Here is an 18114-nt window from a genome sequence, read left to right as displayed (position 1 = left end):
CTGTCCTAAAGAGTGTTGCACTCTTTTCAGCGTTCTTTCAGCTTCCGTTTGAGTTTCATTTTTCTTTTTGCCAGCTCTCTCATATCTTCGGTTGTATCGCTCTCATCCATGATCTCCAAGCCCAGTATTGTTTCTATACAGTCTTCAAGAGTGATTATTCCCTCTGTCTGGTCATAATTGTCTGTCACTAAAAACATATGGTCTTTTTTCTTTATAAACATATCCAGTGCTTTGCTTACCGGTATGTTTTCATTGATAATAAATATCTCTTTTTTGATATAAGACAAAGGTACATTGTCATCTTGAAGTGCCTGTTTAAATATCTTTTTTGTCAGCACCAGCCCTGTTACATTTTCTATGGAACCTTTAAAAATCGGTATCCGGGAAAATTTAAAAATTGCCGGCTGGGTCTTGATAACATCTTTGATGAGCATATCTTCATCCAAAGCAAAAACAACGCTTCGCGGCGTGAGAATTTCACTCACTTTGATATTGTCAAGATTCAGTATATTTTCAATGACATCTGACTCTTTTTCATCTATCACCCCTTCATCTTCACTCATCAACATACTCTCAAGAAGTTCCTGTTTTGTTAAAGAGTTGGAATCCTTTTTCCCTTTGGATATTTTATTTGTAACAGCCAGGGTCGTCAGTATTATAGGGTATGTAATCCATATAAAAACCCGAATAAAATATGCTGCCACAGGCGCCAGCTGTTTCCAGTAAATTGCCCCAATTGTTTTTGGAATTATCTCAGATATAAACAAAATTGCAAAAGTTAATACAACTGATACATACACAACGGCATCATTCCCAAATATTTTTGAAGCCTGTGCACCTACTGCCGCAGCACCGAGAGTATTAGCAATGGTATTTAAAATAAGCACCGAAGCAATTGATTTGTGAATATCTTCTTTGTGATGACGAAGAAGCTTTCCTACAGCAGGTTTCTCTTTTTCTAACACTGCCACATAAGACATATTGATAGAGAGTAATACCGACTCTAATATTGAGCACAAAAACGAAATGCCGACAGAAAGAAGAAAAAATATGAGTAATAGTTCCAAGTTTTACAGTTCCTTTAAAGTAATATATATTTTGCCAATGCCAAAAAGCTGAAAAAGCCGACAACATCAGTCACTGTTGTTAAAATAACAGTACTCCCTATAGCAGGGTCTATGCCAAGTATTTTGAGCAACAAGGGAATCATTGCTCCAAAAAATCCGGCCATTAACAGATTAATTATCATACTTAATCCAATAACTACTCCAAGCATCGGTATATGAAACCACAACCATGCTATTATACCCATTACTACAGCAAAAAGCAGACCATTCATCAGGGAGATGACAACCTCTTTTTTTATGGTTCTAAAGGCATCTGTCTGCGATATTTCACCCAAAGCGAGTTGGCGTACAACAACTGTCAGACTCTGCGTTCCGGCATTGCCTCCCATAGAAGCGACTATGGGCATTAAAACAGCAAGCGCAACCATGGAGTTAATCGTGTCTGAAAACAAACCGATAACCAAAGAAGCGGCAATGGCTGTTAAAAGATTGATTCCCAGCCATGTTGCACGCTTTTTCGTCGCCTTGAGAACATCTTCATCCTCTTCCGCTTCGTCATCAACACCGGCAAGATTATACATCTGCTCTGTTGCATGTTCATTAATGATGTCATAAATATCGTCAGAGGTGATACGACCGACCAGAATTCCTTCATCATTGACAACCGGCATAACTGAAAGGTCATACTCTTTAAAATAGTTGACAACCTCTTTGATATCTTCCGTATCTCGTGCACTTTTAGGCTCAAAAGACTCTTCACTCTGCTCAATATTTTCTTTGACAGTCTTTGAAAAATCAAATATAAGCAGGTCATCCAGACCTACAGTATACAAAAGTCTGTTGTTGCTGTCTACTATAAACAGATTTTGAACATTTTCGAGTTCATTCTCTTTTCTTAAACGGGCAAACCGTTTAATGACATCCTGAACAATTTCATCCTCTTTTGCAGTAAACACCTCAAGCTGCATGTAAGCACCGGCTTGATTTTCATCATACTTTTTGAGTTTTGCAATTTCATGTTTGTCTTCGGCATCAAGTTTGTGAAATACTTCTGAAGCTTTATCTTCATCAACATCTTCCAACTCCTGCATAAACTCAAGCTGATCATCCGATTCAAGTTCACTTACAGCATGAGAAAGTTCCTCTGCATTAAAATTTTCGACCACATCATCAAAATATCTGTCAGGCAGAGCCAGTGCAACATCGCCTACAAGGTCTTTTGGAACCAGTTTTATAGCCTCACTGAAATCTTTGTCATTTAAGCCTTTTAAAATTTTTGCTATTTCAGCCGGGTGCATTTCACTGCTGCTGTGTGATTGTAAATATTTATTCAGTTCTTTCATCTGTTATCTTATGTTCTTTTTAAAAATCATACACAAAACTTGTCTTTTGGGTAAAATCATATTTTTTTACTCCAATAGCAGGCCTTGTGTCCTGATTGTATGTCAATTCAAAATTAATTGAAAGCTGTTTGTATATTGTTACTCTTAATTCTGCTGCGTTGGATGCTATGGTATCACTCACCACATCTGCTCTGGGCTGGTAGTAGCCAATGTATGAAAATCTCACATTCCTGCTAAATCTGTTTTTATATGCAATATACATATTTAATCTTAAATTATGCTCACTCGGATCAACATTTGTCGTATAGCTGATATATTCGCTAAAACAGCCTAATCCCACATAAATGTTTCCATACCCCTGCATTTGTGTATGGTATCTCAGGCCAAGACCGGCTAACAGCCTTTTTTCTATCTTTGTAAACTTGTTTGTCTGGGACTGTACAAAAGCTTCCCAGTTCAAATGTTTCTTATAGAGTGTATGAATATAGCGCAGATGCGCATACGTGTTTTGTCTGTTTAACACTCCTGATGCTTTCGCGTAATTAAATGCTATATCGCTCCATGTCACATAGGAGCTGTTATTGTCATATATCATACGCAATCCTGCACTGTACTCATCGGTATCGGTATTGCCACGTGTTGTGGAAAAAGAGCCTTTAACACCGCCACTCAGCCCTGGCTGTTTTCCTATATCCACTGGTGCTATGGTAATGACAGCCTCCAAATTAACCAAAAACAGTACCAATATAATCAAAAACTTCATCTACAACCTTGTATTTTATAAAAGTGTAATTATATATCCGCCACGGATATAATCCAGTTTATAGCTGTAATACCCGTCGAGTTCTATCACAACCCTGTAGTAGCCTTTATGTGTTCCCAGTCGTATTTTTGTAAAAAGCGACCCCTCTTTTAAACTTTTTATCAGGCTGCCTATATCGGTATCACGCTTAAAATCACAGACAATTCTATGTGGTTTTACCAACAAAAAATTTCTCAGCATTTTATCTTTTGTCACAATCTTGAGTTTGTTCTTTTTGACATAAAATGCTATGAACTTTAATGATGCGACTTTTTTGTATTTTATTTTTACACTGCTTTTTTTTATCTGTTTTTCAATAAACTGTGTACTGTCGGATTCATTATAGTTTTGTGAAATAAAAACAGGCAAATGCCAGTCTATCGCATTTTGGATAGTGACTTTTTTATGTGCAATCGAACCGTCCAGGTTTTTATATGTCACGGTAACACTTTCAATCGTTCGTGCAGTTGAAGGTAATGTCACAGTGGCTCTTTTGAGCATCGGCAGTTTTGTTGTCTGATTGGATGTTAAAGAGATATCCTGTCCACTCTGTACCGGGAAAAAGGGATTTTCTCTTGCATGAAGCATCATAAAAAAGAGACTTAAAAACAACAAAACTCTTATCATAATAACAAACCCTATTTTTTTAATACATTATAGCAAATTTATATGATTATTGTGCAGAAATTTCTTTGAGTTCAAAATACTCGCGTTGAAGCTCAGCATTTTCTTTTTTCAAATGCACCACTTCATTTTGAAGATAGTTCTCATACTCCTGCAAACCAAAGAGAACTTCAAGGGAGTTTGTACCGTACAAAAGTACACCCAAATATATCCCCAGTCCTATCACCAGAGCAAACAGGAGAAAAAACTTTTTTAAAGAGAGTCCCAGATATTTTTGAGTAATTGTCTGGGATGTGTCAATCTCTTCAAAAAGTTCTTCTTTGTTCATCAGGTACCTAGCTAAACAGTGCCGAACCTAAATACTCACTGTAGACTGTTTCATTTTCAATTTCCAGCAAACGATTGTATTTTGCAGTTCTTTCACCTCTCGCAGTCGAACCTGTTTTAATCTGACCACAGTTAAGTGCCGTAGCAAAATCAGCGATAAACGCATCTTCACTCTCACCTGAACGATGGCTCATTACACAAGTGTAACCGTTTCTTTGGGCAAGACGAACTGTCAGCATAGTCTCACTTACCGAACCGATTTGGTTTGGCTTGATTAAAATAGAGTTTGCTATACCTTTTTGAATACCCTCATTCAATATAGCGGCATTTGTAACAAACAAATCATCACCGACAATCTGAATTTTATTGCCGAGTTTTTCAGTCATAAGCTTAAATCCGTCCCAGTCATCTTCGCTTAATCCGTCTTCAATTGAGACAATCGGATACTTTTGACACAGATTTTCATAGTAGGCTACCAGCTCTTCACTGCTGAGTGTGCGATCTTCTGACTCCAGTCTGTATCCGCCCTCTGTAACAATCTCGCTTGCTGCAACATCGAGTGCAATCCCAATCTCTTCACCTGGTTTGTACCCTGCTTTTTCAATCGCTTCCATGATAACCTGAATAGGCTCCTCATTCGAACTCAGATCCGGTGCAAAACCACCCTCGTCGCCAAGTGCTGTACTGTGTCCTTTTGCAGCTAAAATAGATTTCAGGTTATGGTACACTTCAGCAGCGGCGCGTAAAGATGTTGCAAAATCTTCAAAGCCGACAGGCATAATCATATACTCTTGAAAGTCTACATTATTGTCAGCATGGCTTCCTCCATTGATGATATTGAGCATCGGTGTCGGCATAACCATTGCATTGGCTCCGCCCAAATAGCGGTACAAAGGAATATCAAGACTCTGTGCAGCTGCACGTGCAACCGCCATAGAAACACCAAGAACAGCATTTGCCCCGAGATTTCCATAGTTTTGTGTTCCGTCAAGCTCTTTCATTGTTGCATCAACGACAGCCTGGTTAAAAGGACTCATCCCGATAAGCACATCAGAAATCTGAGAATTCACATTTTCAACAGCCTTTAAAACACCTTTGCCCATGTAGCGATCACCGCCGTCACGCAACTCCAAAGCTTCACGTTTTCCGGTACTTGCCCCGGAGGGTACTATTGCGCTTGCGGTTGTTCCGTCACTCAGTCTTACTGTCGCTTTTACTGTCGGATTCCCGCGGGAGTCCATTACTTCAATTGCACTTACATCATCAATAAACATATATCATACCTTCTTAAAAATTTTAAATATTCAAAGGCTTTTTATGCGTCGGCTTCTGCTATATCAGAAGTATCCATCGTCATAAGAGAGCTCATGCCCATCGCCTGTTTAACCTTCTCTTCAATCTCAGCTGCAAGTTCCGGCTCATCTTTAAATTTTGCCTTGACATTTTCACGGCCTTGACCAAGTTTGGTCTCTCCATAAGAAAACCAAGCCCCGCTTTTGTCTATTATGTCTAATTTTACACCATAATCAACGAGCTCACCCTCTTTTGAGATTCCTTCTCCGAACATTATATCAAATTCTGCCTGACGAAAAGGAGGGGCCACTTTATTTTTAATTACTTTTGCTTTGACTCTGTTACCGATTTGACTCTCCCCCTGCTTCAGTGAAGCTATACGACGCACGTCTATACGGACAGAAGCATAAAATTTTAAAGCATTCCCGCCTGATGTTGTCTCAGGTGAGCCATACCCCATCATACCGATTTTCATACGAATCTGGTTGATAAATATAATCGTACAGTTCATTTTGCTCAGCACACCTGTGAGCTTTCGCAATGCCTTAGACATAAGACGGGCCTGAACACCGACCTGCTGATCATTCATCTCACCTTCAAGTTCAACTTTTGGTGTCAATGCGGCCACGGAATCTATAACGATCAGATCAATAGCACCGCTTCGCGCAATCGTCTCTACAATATCAAGTGCCTGCTCAGCATAATCAGGCTGAGAAACCAGAAGATTGTCAATATCTACGCCAAGATTCTTCGCATAGATGACATCAAGTGCATGTTCTGCATCTATAAAAGCGCATACCCCTCCGGCCTTTTGGCATTCAGACGTAATTTGGAGCGCCAAAGTTGTCTTACCGGAACTCTCCGGCCCGTATATCTCAACGACTCTTCCCTGCGGTACACCGCCTATTCCAAGTGCCAAATCAAGCCCCAAAGAACCTGTACTTATAGACCGGATCGGCACAATATCCTTATCACCAAGGCGCATTAAAGCACCTTTGCCAAAGGCTTTATCTATCTGCTTCATCGCCAAGTCTAATGATTTTTGTTTGTTTGCATCCATTTTGGACTCACTTATTATGAAATTTAGACTTATTTTATGTAAAAATTTGCAATATGCTTAAATTTATGTCATTTTGCCATATTTTTAATCATATTCTTTTTCCATAGAATTTGATGAAATTTTAGCTAAAAAACATAAAAAGAAGTAAATAAAAATAATTTACTTTTCACCTGCAGTTTTTTCTGCTATTGCTACGGCAGCTTCATCTCCATGCACAATAACCAGTATTTTGTTCTCCTGTATCATATCTCCGTATTTTTCCGCCAAAGATTTTTCTATGCCCAAATCAACAAGCCAGGCCGTCATCGCTCCGGTTGCGCCAAACATTACAGCCCCTGCTGCCATCCCGGCGATAGATGCAAGTATTCGCCCCGTTGCCACTATGGGTCCGACTCCCGGAGCCCAGAAGAGAATACCGCCCATCAGAAGTCCCCAGAGTCCGCCCCAAAAAGCACCCTGCTCACCCCAAAAAATTATATTTTCACTGTGTTTTTTATACTCAAATTCATTTTTTTCTTCCTGTTCTCCTTTGGCAATGACAGAAATATATTTTTTCAGTACACCGTTTGCCAGCAGTTTATTGACAAATTCTGCTGCCTCATCGTAGTTATCATAGACTTTTACCAATGCTTCTTTGCTCATAACTGTTCTCCTTATATTAAAAATAATGTTATTTAATTATACTCCCATTATTATTAATTTAATCAAAAAGTTCTTTTTATCTATTTTTCGATAAAATAAACCCATGAAAAAAACTCTTATTGCACATTCACCTGACGCAGACGATATTTTTATGTACTATGCCATTAAATTTGGCTGGGTAGATATGAAAGATACCTGCTTTGACAACATCGCCAAAGACATACAAACCCTAAATGAGGATGCACTCAACGGTGTTTATGATATTGTAGCCATCAGTTTTGCTCTTTATCCTCATATAAGAGAAGAGTATGCTCCTCTTCGGACGGCTGTAAGTTTCGGTGAAGGTTATGGCCCTAAACTTATCAAAAGAAAGGGTCAGCGACTCAGACGAAATTTTAAAGTGGCTCTCAGCGGAAAACATACAACCAATGCAATGCTTTTTCGCATCGCCTACCCTGAGGCACGCATAAGCTATATGAATTTTCTGGAAATAGAGAATGCCGTCAAAGAGGGGAAAGTGGATGCCGGAGTACTGATACATGAAAGTATATTAACTTTTGCGGACGAACTTGAAGTAGAACGCGAAATGTGGGATATCTGGCAGGAACTTGCCGGCAAAGAGTTGCCGCTGCCTCTCGGAGGTATGGCAATCCGTCGCTCTTTGCCTCTCAATCGTGCAATAGATTATGAAAAAACACTGACAAAAGCAGTGCAGGTTGCCCGTGACCACAAAGAGAGACTCTCACACATGCTTATAGAGCGTGACCTGGTCCGCATAGATGCACAGACACTTGCAAAATATCTTGAACTCTATGCAAATGATGACTCCATCACCCTCAGCGATATTCAATACGAAGCCATCGACAAACTCTTTGAAATAGGCTATGAACACGGCTTTTACGACAAACCTGTTGCGATCAGAGACTATCTGATCCCTACAGAGTATACGGCACTGAGAGAGTCATAAATGGAAGCAAAACTCGTAGCACTTGGCGTACAGACATTTCAGATTGCACTCTATCTTGCACTTCCCGGACTCCTTACAGGTATGTTTTTGGGACTTGCTGTCAGTATTTTCCAGGCTACAACACAAATCAATGAAATGACGCTCTCTTTCATTCCAAAAATAATCGGTGTGGTTATCGTCATCGTCCTTACAATGCCCTGGATGCTCAACGAGATGACAGACTTTTCTGTCGGTGTATTTAATATGATTCCCACCTTTGTCGAGTAATGCAGTTTAAAAGTATCGATTTTTCAAAATATTCCTCTTTTAAAATAGGGAATGTTGTTGATGTTGCTCTTTTAGAAGAAGATTTTACAGATCTGGCAGACTACACTCTCATAGGGTCCTGCAACAATACTCTTATAGGACCCAATCCACCAAAACTGATGATGCTCGATAAAAAATACAACTATATAAAAATAAACAACGGTCTTTTAAAAATCGGCGGAGCAACACCCTCGGGTAAAATTGCCTCTTTTTGTAAAAAGCACAATATCGCAAACTTTGAATTTCTTTCCCATCTTCCGGGAAAACTCGGTGGTCTTGTTTATATGAATGCCGGACTCAAAGAGTTTGAAATTTTTAACAATCTTATCAGTATTACCACCCCCTCCGGATTACATGTAAAAGAGGAGATACAATTTGGTTACAGAAAAACAAATATCAAAGAACCCATACTTGAAGCAGCTTTCTCTTTAGCATATGGTTTTAGTCAGGAAAAAGTAACAATGTTTAAAAAAATGCGTGCCAATCAGCCTGCAACCCCGAGTGCAGGCAGCTGTTTCAAAAACCCCGAAGGTGATTATGCCGGCAGACTGATAGAGGCGGTAGGACTCAAAGGCAAAAGAGTCGGCAATATAGAGTTCAGCAGAGTCCATGCAAATTTTTTAGTCAATCACGGAAACGGCAGTTTTGAGGATGCCGTTTTTCTTATAACTGAAGCACAAAAAAAAGTTTTTAACAACTTTGGAATAAAACTAGAGTTAGAAATCGTAATTTTAGACACAAAAACAAAAATACTCTTTTAACTTGCATGCAACCGCTGTTTTTTTCACTCTCAGCCCACCCTGAAGGATGGGTTCCAAATAATCCCGGAAACCCGTACTTTTCAGTGCGGTCTTTGTCTCTTTCAAAACTAAGGCCCAGATTCCGAAAGGATATCGAACTTTTATCTTAACTTAATGGCATTGAGACAGAAGTCTGAATTCTCAATGATTCCCGGAACCCGTACTTCAGTGCGGGCTAAAAGCTTGCAGGCCAAAAAACGCCTCTTAAAAACGCAGCATTAAACCTGCATAGAATCCTGAAAAATCCATATCTGTTTTCACATCTTCCCCGTCTTCGTCTATTTTTATTTTTTGTGTTCTGTAGCCTATTTCAATGGCAGGCTGCACAATCGGTGAGATGTCAAAGGTATAGTCTATTTTTGCACGTATGTCATAAATAGTCGAAGAACCCGTAGTCACATACTTTGCATCACTCTCAAGAGCAATGTTTGTTGTCGGAATTTCCACTCTTACCCTTGCATAAAGAAGCGGAATAGGTGCGGTATAGGAATCCTGATAACCCGGAAACACTCCGTTTTGTGCCACTGTGTAGTCCATGTTCATCACTTTTATATCCAGCCCCAGATCAACTGTTGTCCAAAAAGTGTTGTCCAGTATATTATAGTAAGGAATAATATCATACTCTTTGATATCCAAAACACTGTTTGATGACCCAGGTATAGTCACGCCACCCCATGAACCTGTTGCCGTACCCGTTGCATGGATACTGACATACTCAAGTCTGATATTCGGAACAACCGGAATCGGATGTTTTACAAGCATCCACACATAGGCGGATGTGTCTTTTTTTTCATCAAATGTATTTGTACCTGTGACACCGCCGCCAGCGTTATAATCAGCTGTACCGGACGGTGTCTGTGCCCATGCACCCGCACCGATTTCGACTCTTGCCATGTCGGCACAAAGCGAAGCGCTCAAAATTGTACTTACAGCAATAGCAGATAAGATTTTTTTCATGTTTAACCCCGTTGTAATAATTTTCTTTATTATATCAGAGATTCTTGGGAGAAGTATTAAAGTTTGTTGATTAGATAGCGTTTGCATTTTGAATAAATCAAAATGCAAACAGAAGGAGAAACAAAATAAGACATACTCATTTTGCTTTTTTGCCACCAATGGCGGCAAGAAGAGAAACTGACTACTTTTTCGCAGCTTCTATTGCAGCATCATACTGAGGCTCTTCAGTGATTTCCGGAACGATTTCTTTATAAGTTACAATTCCGTTTTCATCAATTACGAAGATAGCACGAGCAGTTACACCTGCAAGTGGAGAACCGCCTAAAAGTACACCGTATGCGTTAGCAAAGTCTTTGTTTCTGAAATCTGAAGCAACAGTTAATTTATCGATTCCCTCAGCTGAGCAGAAACGTCCTGCAGCAAATGGAAGGTCCATAGAAACAACAACAGTTTTAACACCGTCAAGTTCTGCAGCTTTTGCATTAAAGTTACGAGTTTCTGTAGCACATACACCTGTATCAAGTGAAGGAACTACGATAATAAGTTGTTTTGTACCTTGAGCACCACCAACTTTTACATCACCCAAACCATCTGAGTTTACTACATTAACTTCTGGTGCTTTATCACCTACATTTACTTCATTTCCTAATAACTCTACGTCTGTACCTTTGAATTTAGTTGTTGCCATATTCAATTTCCTTTATTTAACACTCATTTTGAATGTTTGATTTTTCTTGTTGGAATTGTACAATTAAAATACTAATATTTATCTTATTAAAGCTCAGAAAACCTTGCTTTAAGTTAAATTTAATTTATCACATCTTTACCCTTGCTGCTACACTCACTTCTTCCAAGGAAGTAAACATCCCCTGCTTGTACATATCCACTGCAACCCGCCCTATCATAGCCGCATTATCCGAACAGTACTCTAAATCGCTCAAAAGTAGTTGTGCATTATAAGGCTGCAGCAGCTTTTTTATTTCCCCTCGCAGATACAGGTTTGCACTTGCGCCTCCGACAATGGCAAAGTTTTTCGGAGGGTTTGTCTGAAAATATTTTTTAAGTTTGTGTACAAGATGTTTGCTTGCAGTATATTCAAAAGAAGCCGCTATATCTTTATAGTCTTGCGGTTCAGATTTTTCAACAGCAAGCCGAACCGCATTTTTCAGTCCCGAATAGCTAAAAGCAAATTTTGGTGTTCGCAGCAGAGGAACGGTAAAGTCATATCTTTTTCTGTCGCCCTCTTTTGCAAGTTTTTCTATAACCGGTCCGCCGGGATATCCCATCCCCATCATCTTTGCGACCTTGTCAAAACTCTCACCGAAACTGTCATCCATACTTTTTGCAACTGTTGCAATGTCTGTCAGACTTTTTACTTCCATCACTTGTGTGTGTCCGCCTGAAACAAGCAGAACCGTCAAAGGAAAAAGCGTCTCTTTTTCAATAAAAAGCGAATAAATATGTCCGGTAAGATGATTGACCGCAATAAGCGGAATATCAAGTGCAACACTCACTGCCTTTGCCAGGGTAACCCCCTCTATCAGCGTAACGGCAAGTCCCGGGCTCGTTGTCACCGCAACCGCTTTTATCTTTTTAAAATAGGGCTCACACTGCTCCAAAATCTTTGGCAAAGCCTCTGCATGCAGGCGTGCTGCCAGTTCCGGAACAACACCGCCGTATACGCTGTGCTCAATCTCCTGAGAAATTTTTTTATGAAAAACGAGCCTGTTTGTTGCTATTTCTGTTACAGCAATTGCACTGTCATCACAGGAACTTTCTATACTTAAAACCATCTGTTCTTTCCTACATATTTTCGCACTTCTTGATCTATAAGGAATATATCGCTTACATGTAAAGGGAGTGCATCACTGAAATTTTCATACGCATTGATAATAATTTTACTGATATCCATAAAACCTATTTTTTTGGCGATAAACATCTCAATAGCCGCCTCATTTGCCGCATTGACAACAACGCCTCTTTGCGGATTTTTCAGCAGATCTTCTTTAATCTGCCAGACAGGATAGCGCTCCGGACTGATTTGGCGAAACTCCAGACGTCCCACCTGTACAAGATCAACATGCGGTAAAATCGCTTCATCCATTTTTTCATCCAGCGCATAGGCTATGGGCAACTGCATACTCGCATTGGCAAAATGTGCTGTGGTTGAGCCGTCTTTGAAGTCTATCATCGCGTGAATCAAAGACTGTGTCTCAATAATGGCATCATATTCTCCCTCGCCAAAGAGCCAGCGTGCTTCGAGCAGCTCAAACATTTTATTGACCATGGTTGCCGAATCAATTGTGATTTTTTGCCCCATTGACCAGTTTGGATGCTTTTGTGTATCTGAGAGTGTTGCTGTATGCAGTCTTGTTATCTCCCAGTCACGAAAAGCTCCGCCGCTTGCTGTAATCGTCATTTTTTTTACCGGTCTCTCCTGCAACAGATACCACAACCCGAAATGCTCACTGTCAATGGGCTGAATTTTTGATGTATCAATGAAACTGCCGCAGGCAACGAGTGACTCTTTGTTTGCCAGGGCCACTTTTTTATCACACTCTATGGCTTTGAGTGTCGGACGCAGGCCTAAAAAACCTACCAGTGCATTTACTACAAGTTTGGAGGTTGCTTCTTCTATTACATGTAATATAGCTTCTTCTCCACTATAAACACGAGAATGATTTACTTTTGCAACATCTGCTTTATTTGCTACAACGACAATTTTTGGCTTATGTTCTTTAATCTGCTTATTTAAAAGTGTAATATTTTTACCACAAACCAACACCTCAACTTTTATACCAAAACGTCTGGCAACCAGCAAAGCATTGACACCGATGGAACCTGTCGAGCCTAAAAGTATCAACTAGACCAGTCCGCGAAGCAGTACAAGCATGACAATCGCACCAAAAAGGTAGCCGTCAATTCTGTCAAGTATGCCGCCATGCCCCGGAAGCAGATCACCACTGTCTTTTACCCCGGCACTGCGTTTGAGCGACGACTCAAACAAATCGCCGAATATTGAGCTCAGAGCAACCATAAAAGAGATGACAAGAGCAATCCAGAAATCAACAGCAAAAACACCCAAAAATGCGCCGACAAATGTTGCAAGGGCTACACCGCCTATGACACCTTCAAGGGTTTTGTTCGGACTTGTCTCACAAAATTTTGTTTTTCCTATGCTTTTGCCTACAAAATAGGCACCGATATCAGTCAGGGCAACTACACCCAGCAGCCAGACTAGTGACAGTACGCCATACTCTTCATACATTGTTAAAATAAAAAGCAGCCCTGCCGTCGGATAGATAAACGGTAAAAAGTCAACCCATTTCAGGTTTTTATCATACGCCACAGCAGATGCATAGCCGACGCCTGCAAGCACAAACAAATCATCCCCGTAAGGGTAAAAAGCGGCTATAAGCCATAAGGCTGCTGCATATGGCAGAAGATTATCTTTTTCTACACCAAAAAGCACCACAGCCTCTTTAAAAGCCAAAATGTATACAGTCCCGAGAAAAAGCCACATAACAAAAAAATTGTCTATCAATCCGACAATCAGCACAACGGCCAAAAGTGCCAATCCTGTGACTATCCGCTCTCTACTATCTCGTAATATGCTCATAAAAAATTCCTGTAAATTTTTGAATTATTATACCAAATCAGACTTTAATATCTAATAGATGCAGTGGTTCGTCCGGTTCGTCCTCACTCTTTTCTTCAACAATTTCATGCCCCTGGTTTTTTGGAAGATTGTTTGTTTCCTGATCCGCTTCTTCTCTTTGGTGTTCACGGTCTGGGTCTATTGCATGACTCTCTTCGGTAGGACGGACCTCTTCTATCTCTTTTTCTTTCTCCTGCACAGCAGCCTGTGCGGCAAGGTTTTGCAAATCAAAGCGGACATATTGATTGCCCTGCAAAGGTGTGACGGCAGGCGTCATCTGGTTTACCAAGACTACATTTCCGATCGCTCCGACACTCATAGGCTCCTCCTTCCTTTTGGTTCACAAAACCGGTACTGTAGTGCCGGCTGTTGTTACTTCTTCACCATTCTCAGCCCACCCTAAAGGATGGGTTCCAAAACTTTCCGGAATCGGTACTGTAATGCCGGCTATTGCTACCTTTTCGCCATTCTCAGCCCATCCTAAAGGATGGGTTCCGAACTGTAGTAACTTTTCGGAATCGGTACTTCAGTGCCGACTGTTGCTACCTTTTCGCCATTCTCAGCCCACCCTAAAGGATGGGTTCCGAACTGTAGTAACTTTTCGGAATCGGTACTTCAGTGCCGACTGTTGCTAGGCTCTTGTATCTACCTCTATTGTCTTATACTTATTATACAACACATTTGCCCCGTTTTGTATCGTGACTTCCCGTCTTGGAGTATAATCGACCAAAAAGCGGTCTTTTGAAGCGGTACTGAATTCTACACAAAGTCTTGCCGCTGCCAAAATGATGTTTTGCGGGAGATTCTGCTTGTCAGTGGTAATGATGACATGGGCGGAAGGACGGTCTTTCATATGCAGCCATATATCTTTTGCGCGTGCATTTTTTAAAAGTTCGACATTGCCTTTTTCATTTTTTCCCAGTTGCACTTTATAGCCTTCTATCCAAAACACTTCTATGGAGTCATTTTGCCTGACTTTTTTGTTTTGTACTTTTTTGGGCAAAAGCATCTCTATCTTTGCCACATCTTTTGCCTCTTTGATTACATGTATAAAGCGCTTGAGATGTTCTATTTTTGAGCGTAGAGATTCCTCTTCTATATGCAGATGCTTGGCACGTTGTTTTGCTTTTTTACTTTTGGAAAAGAACATTTCACTTATCATAAAAGGAGTGGGATAGCGTTTTTGCAATGCTATGTGCACTTTTGAACCGTCATAATCTTCCAGTTCTATTTCTCTTGCATAGGGCTTGATGTTTTGCACATTTGAGAGCACCAAATTGCCCAAATGCCCATTTTCCTGTGCCTCTTTTTCCAGGCTCTCCTGTGAATCAAGTTTCGCATAAAGTTTTTGCAGTTTTTGCAGTTTTTTCTCAAGCTGTGAAATTTTTTGCTTTTTCATTCCCTCAAGTTTTGCATTTTGCTCTTTTTCATACACTTCATATAAAAATGCTTCCACATCCTCAAGCGGATACTCTTTTGCCACAAAAGGCGCAGGCGGAACATCCAGCAGTTTTTGCCCAACCCGAACCTCCCGAAAAGAGGAAAACAGATCAACATGACGCAGTGCTTCAAGCACAATATTCTCTTCATCCAGAATAATGACATTGGTATATTTTCCCGTAAATTCTATCTGCAGGTAGGTTGTTTCTTCTTTATAAGCAGAAGCCAGAGAGGTTTTAATGCGTATAATTTTATCATCATTGAGCAGTTCTGCATGTAAGACGTTTGCACGGTTGAACCGTTTGGCTAAAATGACATCAAAAGGGGCATTATAGACCTTGGAACGCGGGTACTCTTCACATTTGAATATGCTTGAATTCGAGCGTTGCATGTTAAAATAGAGCGCATCATTTTTGTCAAAAACAATTTTGATGATGCTGTCGCTTACCCGAAATGCAGCAGATATTTTTTTAAAATTTTGTAAATAATCAGTAATTTGTTCTAAATGTGAAAGTTTCATAAGAGTATTTTAGCTAAAATTTCAAAAACAAAAGAGGATTCCCCAAAATATGCCTAAAGGTTTCGGTAAAAACTACTTTACATTAGCAGCAATCCAGGCATATATCTCTTTAACAAAGATTATTGCTCTGTCCAGTTCTATATGTACACTTGACGGCAAACCTCTTAAAATTAAAATCAATTCTCCTCCTGCAACATAACTCTACCCAGCAATTTCTCTAAAAACTAAGATGCTTCTCGAAACCTAGGATTTAGCCTTTCAAGACGCACAGCCCAGACTAAAGTCTGGATTCCGGAAAATATGTCTAACTTAATAATATTGAGATTAAAATCTTGCTTTCAAAAAAAGCACAAACCATAAAACGAAAAGGATACATATGCAAAAAACAATACAACTCTCACTTCTCAGTGTCGCTCTTTTGAGTCAGCTTCATGCCCAGGAAATTACTCTTGCGCCATTAGAAATCACTGCAACTGCGATAAAAACAGATGAGTTACAGTCTACGGATGCCGTAGAAGTTTACACAGCCAAAGATATAGAAAAAGCCCATGTGCAGAATATTTATGAATTTTTAAACCAGCAGACTTCTGTAATTACAATGCCCTCTTACGGAAACCCTTTTTCTCAGAAAATTGACATGCGCGGTTTTGGTATTGGAGACGGATATGAAAACATTGTCATAAAAGTAAACGGAAGAAGATTAAACAATATCGACGGAGTACCACAGCTTTTGGCAAGTATTTCTCCTGATGCGATTGAGAAAATAGAAATCATCAAAGCAGGCGGCATAGTTGAAGCCGGAGACGGTGCAAATGCCGGCGTTATCAATATAATAACAAAAAAAACAGACCGTACGCAGGTAGGATTCTATGCAGGAAGCTATAATACTTTTGACGGAACTTTCAACATAGGGCATATCGACGATAAACTTTCCTACAATCTCAATGGAGAAGTTCAAAAGCACGGAGGTATTCGATATATTGACAACAATGGCAACAAGGCTGAAAATAAATTTTCAAATTTCAGTTTTGACATCGCCTACCAGGCACTTGAAAACCTAGAGCTCAGAGCAAACGCCCTGACATCAGATATAGATGTCTGGTATGCAAGCAGTCTGACACTGGACCAATACAATGAAGACCCGACACAAAAAAGCAACTCTTTTTTCGCAGGTGTCCATCAAAAAGCCAGCAGTGATGTCATCGGAACAGGTCTTACCTATGATATTACAGATACGCTCTCTTTGGATATGAACTACAATCATGAGTATAAAACTTCAAACTACATTACCTATAACAGTGAATTTGCATACAGCTACAACTCGGCAGATACTGTTTTAAAGTATATCAAAGAGAACTATGAAGTTATCGGAGGAGGCTATCTGTTTGACGGCACAAGAAAAGCTTCTACAAATCGAACAACTAAGAAAAATCAAGCTGCATTTGTCAAAACAAACATCTATCTAGGAGCAACAACACTCAAAGCCGGCTACCGGTACGAAAAAGTCTCCTATGAATATGCTCCCTCTGCAGGAAACATACTCAGTCAAGATGACACACTGCATGGTATAGAACTTGGATACAACTATATGCTGGACAAGGAACAATCACTGTTTTTTAATTATGCAAAAGGGTATCAGGCACCAAATATCGATCGTTTCTTTAATTATGGCGGAACGTTTAACCAGTTTATCAAACCGTCAAAGTCAAACAGTTTTACACTCGGTTACAACAAAATCACAAGAACAAACAAACTGAAATTATCAATATATTATATTGGTATGAATGATGAGATCTACTACTATGCGGATCCAACCTATGTAAATTCAAAAAATACAAATATTGACAAATCACATAAATACGGTTTTGATCTGTATGACAAATATCTTTTTTCTCAAAACTTCAATGCAGTCTTTAACTATAATTATGTGCAGGCAATTATAGATGATGAAATTGAAAACGGCGAAGACTATTCAGGAAATGAATTACCGGGTGTCAGCAACCACAACATCAAAGCAACGCTCAATTATCTGCCAAACAGATTTACAACCCTGGCAATAACTGAAGTATACCGTTCGAGTGCCTACGCCGCAAATGACTTTAACAACAACTTGGCACAAAGACAGGAGGCATACACAAGTACGGATGTTTCCTGTACCTATGCAAAAAAAGATTACGAAATTTTTGTTAAAATAAACAATCTTTTTAATCAAAAAAACGGTTTATGGATCAGAGATGATGCCATTTACCCTGTAAACTTTACGACAACGGCTATTTTTGGCTTTAACCTAAAATACTAAAAGGAAAAA

Annotated in this window: 20 protein-coding genes; 5 read left to right on the top strand and 15 right to left on the bottom strand. The window is 39.7% G+C overall.

The genetic code is table 11. From position 1 onward, the window contains the following. Window positions 1-26: 26 nt before the first annotated feature. From MLC52_RS00650 to MLC52_RS00615, 8 genes are all read right to left on the bottom strand, one after another. The gene (locus tag MLC52_RS00650; protein ID WP_151901348.1) at window positions 27-1067 is read right to left on the bottom strand and encodes a CNNM domain-containing protein; all 1041 of its coding nucleotides are present in this window, start codon (window positions 1065-1067) and stop codon (window positions 27-29) included. 14 nt (window positions 1068-1081) lie between these two features. Further along, the gene (mgtE, locus tag MLC52_RS00645) at window positions 1082-2410 is read right to left on the bottom strand and encodes a magnesium transporter (RefSeq protein WP_151901349.1); all 1329 of its coding nucleotides are present in this window, start codon (window positions 2408-2410) and stop codon (window positions 1082-1084) included. A 19-nt stretch (window positions 2411-2429) separates the two neighbouring features. Then, window positions 2430-3173, bottom strand: a complete 744-nt coding sequence (locus MLC52_RS00640; RefSeq protein WP_434580800.1) for a DUF481 domain-containing protein — start codon at window positions 3171-3173, stop codon at window positions 2430-2432. A 15-nt stretch (window positions 3174-3188) separates the two neighbouring features. Then, a complete protein-coding gene (locus tag MLC52_RS00635) occupies window positions 3189-3839 on the bottom strand; it encodes an AMIN domain-containing protein (RefSeq protein ID WP_434580799.1) in 651 nt (216 codons plus the stop codon). A gap of 46 nt (window positions 3840-3885) precedes the next feature. Continuing rightward, window positions 3886-4164, bottom strand: a complete 279-nt coding sequence (locus MLC52_RS00630; protein ID WP_151901352.1) for a hypothetical protein — start codon at window positions 4162-4164, stop codon at window positions 3886-3888. 7 nt (window positions 4165-4171) lie between these two features. Continuing rightward, a complete protein-coding gene (gene eno / locus MLC52_RS00625) occupies window positions 4172-5437 on the bottom strand; it encodes a phosphopyruvate hydratase (protein WP_434580796.1) in 1266 nt (421 codons plus the stop codon). Window positions 5438-5478: 41 nt separating this feature from the next. Continuing rightward, the gene (recA, locus tag MLC52_RS00620) at window positions 5479-6516 is read right to left on the bottom strand and encodes a recombinase RecA (RefSeq protein ID WP_151901354.1); all 1038 of its coding nucleotides are present in this window, start codon (window positions 6514-6516) and stop codon (window positions 5479-5481) included. 159 nt (window positions 6517-6675) lie between these two features. Continuing rightward, entirely contained in the window at window positions 6676-7158 is a 483-nt protein-coding gene (locus MLC52_RS00615; RefSeq protein ID WP_346389128.1) for a hypothetical protein, read from the bottom strand. 103 nt (window positions 7159-7261) lie between these two features. Here MLC52_RS00615 and MLC52_RS00610 point away from each other — a divergent pair, with 103 nt between their 5' ends. Genes MLC52_RS00610 through MLC52_RS00600 form a run of 3 tightly spaced genes read left to right on the top strand, consistent with a single transcriptional unit; the run spans window position 7262 to window position 9192 of the window. Beyond that, window positions 7262-8125: a menaquinone biosynthesis family protein gene (locus MLC52_RS00610; protein WP_434580794.1), complete on the top strand. Its 864-nt coding sequence runs from the start codon at window positions 7262-7264 to the stop codon at window positions 8123-8125. After that, entirely contained in the window at window positions 8126-8392 is a 267-nt protein-coding gene (gene fliQ / locus MLC52_RS00605; protein ID WP_151901357.1) for a flagellar biosynthesis protein FliQ, read from the top strand. It begins immediately after the preceding gene. Further along, window positions 8392-9192, top strand: coding sequence for a UDP-N-acetylmuramate dehydrogenase (locus MLC52_RS00600; RefSeq protein WP_434580792.1), 801 nt, complete (start codon window positions 8392-8394; stop codon window positions 9190-9192). Before fliQ ends, MLC52_RS00600 begins: the two co-directional genes overlap by 1 nt. 243 nt (window positions 9193-9435) lie before the next feature. On the opposite strand, the gene MLC52_RS00595 is transcribed toward MLC52_RS00600, so the two are convergent. From MLC52_RS00595 to MLC52_RS00565, 7 genes are all read right to left on the bottom strand, one after another. Beyond that, a complete protein-coding gene (locus MLC52_RS00595; protein WP_434580790.1) occupies window positions 9436-10188 on the bottom strand; it encodes a TIGR04219 family outer membrane beta-barrel protein in 753 nt (250 codons plus the stop codon). Between the two features lie 181 nt (window positions 10189-10369). Continuing rightward, on the bottom strand, window positions 10370-10876 hold the full coding sequence (gene tpx / locus MLC52_RS00590; protein ID WP_151901360.1) for a thiol peroxidase: 507 nt from the start codon (window positions 10874-10876) through the stop codon (window positions 10370-10372). Between the two features lie 127 nt (window positions 10877-11003). Continuing rightward, window positions 11004-11981: a tRNA (adenosine(37)-N6)-threonylcarbamoyltransferase complex transferase subunit TsaD gene (tsaD, locus tag MLC52_RS00585; RefSeq protein ID WP_346389125.1), complete on the bottom strand. Its 978-nt coding sequence runs from the start codon at window positions 11979-11981 to the stop codon at window positions 11004-11006. After that, complete coding sequence (dxr, locus tag MLC52_RS00580) at window positions 11972-13051, bottom strand: 1-deoxy-D-xylulose-5-phosphate reductoisomerase (protein WP_434580789.1); 1080 nt, start codon at window positions 13049-13051, stop codon at window positions 11972-11974. The genes tsaD and dxr overlap by 10 nt, the downstream gene beginning before the upstream one ends. Further along, window positions 13052-13807 (bottom strand): phosphatidate cytidylyltransferase, encoded by a 756-nt coding sequence (locus MLC52_RS00575; RefSeq protein WP_151901363.1) that lies wholly within the window; start codon window positions 13805-13807, stop codon window positions 13052-13054. A gap of 37 nt (window positions 13808-13844) precedes the next feature. After that, entirely contained in the window at window positions 13845-14165 is a 321-nt protein-coding gene (locus tag MLC52_RS00570) for a hypothetical protein (protein WP_151901364.1), read from the bottom strand. A gap of 312 nt (window positions 14166-14477) precedes the next feature. After that, window positions 14478-15806 (bottom strand): NFACT RNA binding domain-containing protein, encoded by a 1329-nt coding sequence (locus MLC52_RS00565; RefSeq protein WP_434580787.1) that lies wholly within the window; start codon window positions 15804-15806, stop codon window positions 14478-14480. 49 nt (window positions 15807-15855) lie between these two features. On the opposite strand from MLC52_RS00565, the gene MLC52_RS00560 reads away from it, so the two are divergent. Then, complete coding sequence (locus tag MLC52_RS00560; protein WP_434580786.1) at window positions 15856-16005, top strand: hypothetical protein; 150 nt, start codon at window positions 15856-15858, stop codon at window positions 16003-16005. A 177-nt stretch (window positions 16006-16182) separates the two neighbouring features. Then, a complete protein-coding gene (locus MLC52_RS00555) occupies window positions 16183-18105 on the top strand; it encodes a TonB-dependent receptor (RefSeq protein WP_434580784.1) in 1923 nt (640 codons plus the stop codon). Window positions 18106-18114: the final 9 nt, after the last annotated feature.

Origin of the sequence: Sulfurimonas sp. NW15, assembly GCF_051132285.1 — a bacterium.
Classification (GTDB): Bacteria; Campylobacterota; Campylobacteria; order Campylobacterales; family Sulfurimonadaceae; genus Sulfurimonas; species Sulfurimonas hydrogeniphila.
The sequence above is the reverse complement of the archived record's forward strand: the minus strand, read 5'-3'. Positions and strand labels throughout refer to the sequence as shown.

Coding starts and splice junctions, on each gene's coding strand:
- mgtE (WP_151901349.1), bottom strand. CDS start 2,410: ATGAAAGAACTGAATAAATATTTACAATCACACAGCAGCAGTGAAATG.
- MLC52_RS00640 (WP_434580800.1), bottom strand. CDS start 3,173: ATGAAGTTTTTGATTATATTGGTACTGTTTTTGGTTAATTTGGAGGCT.
- MLC52_RS00635 (WP_434580799.1), bottom strand. CDS start 3,839: ATGATAAGAGTTTTGTTGTTTTTAAGTCTCTTTTTTATGATGCTTCAT.
- MLC52_RS00630 (WP_151901352.1), bottom strand. CDS start 4,164: ATGAACAAAGAAGAACTTTTTGAAGAGATTGACACATCCCAGACAATT.
- eno (WP_434580796.1), bottom strand. CDS start 5,437: ATGTTTATTGATGATGTAAGTGCAATTGAAGTAATGGACTCCCGCGGG.
- recA (WP_151901354.1), bottom strand. CDS start 6,516: ATGGATGCAAACAAACAAAAATCATTAGACTTGGCGATGAAGCAGATA.
- MLC52_RS00615 (WP_346389128.1), bottom strand. CDS start 7,158: ATGAGCAAAGAAGCATTGGTAAAAGTCTATGATAACTACGATGAGGCA.
- MLC52_RS00610 (WP_434580794.1), top strand. CDS start 7,262: ATGAAAAAAACTCTTATTGCACATTCACCTGACGCAGACGATATTTTT.
- fliQ (WP_151901357.1), top strand. CDS start 8,126: ATGGAAGCAAAACTCGTAGCACTTGGCGTACAGACATTTCAGATTGCA.
- MLC52_RS00600 (WP_434580792.1), top strand. CDS start 8,392: ATGCAGTTTAAAAGTATCGATTTTTCAAAATATTCCTCTTTTAAAATA.
- MLC52_RS00595 (WP_434580790.1), bottom strand. CDS start 10,188: ATGAAAAAAATCTTATCTGCTATTGCTGTAAGTACAATTTTGAGCGCT.
- tpx (WP_151901360.1), bottom strand. CDS start 10,876: ATGGCAACAACTAAATTCAAAGGTACAGACGTAGAGTTATTAGGAAAT.
- tsaD (WP_346389125.1), bottom strand. CDS start 11,981: ATGGTTTTAAGTATAGAAAGTTCCTGTGATGACAGTGCAATTGCTGTA.
- MLC52_RS00575 (WP_151901363.1), bottom strand. CDS start 13,807: ATGAGCATATTACGAGATAGTAGAGAGCGGATAGTCACAGGATTGGCA.
- MLC52_RS00570 (WP_151901364.1), bottom strand. CDS start 14,165: ATGAGTGTCGGAGCGATCGGAAATGTAGTCTTGGTAAACCAGATGACG.
- MLC52_RS00565 (WP_434580787.1), bottom strand. CDS start 15,806: ATGAAACTTTCACATTTAGAACAAATTACTGATTATTTACAAAATTTT.
- MLC52_RS00560 (WP_434580786.1), top strand. CDS start 15,856: ATGCCTAAAGGTTTCGGTAAAAACTACTTTACATTAGCAGCAATCCAG.
- MLC52_RS00555 (WP_434580784.1), top strand. CDS start 16,183: ATGCAAAAAACAATACAACTCTCACTTCTCAGTGTCGCTCTTTTGAGT.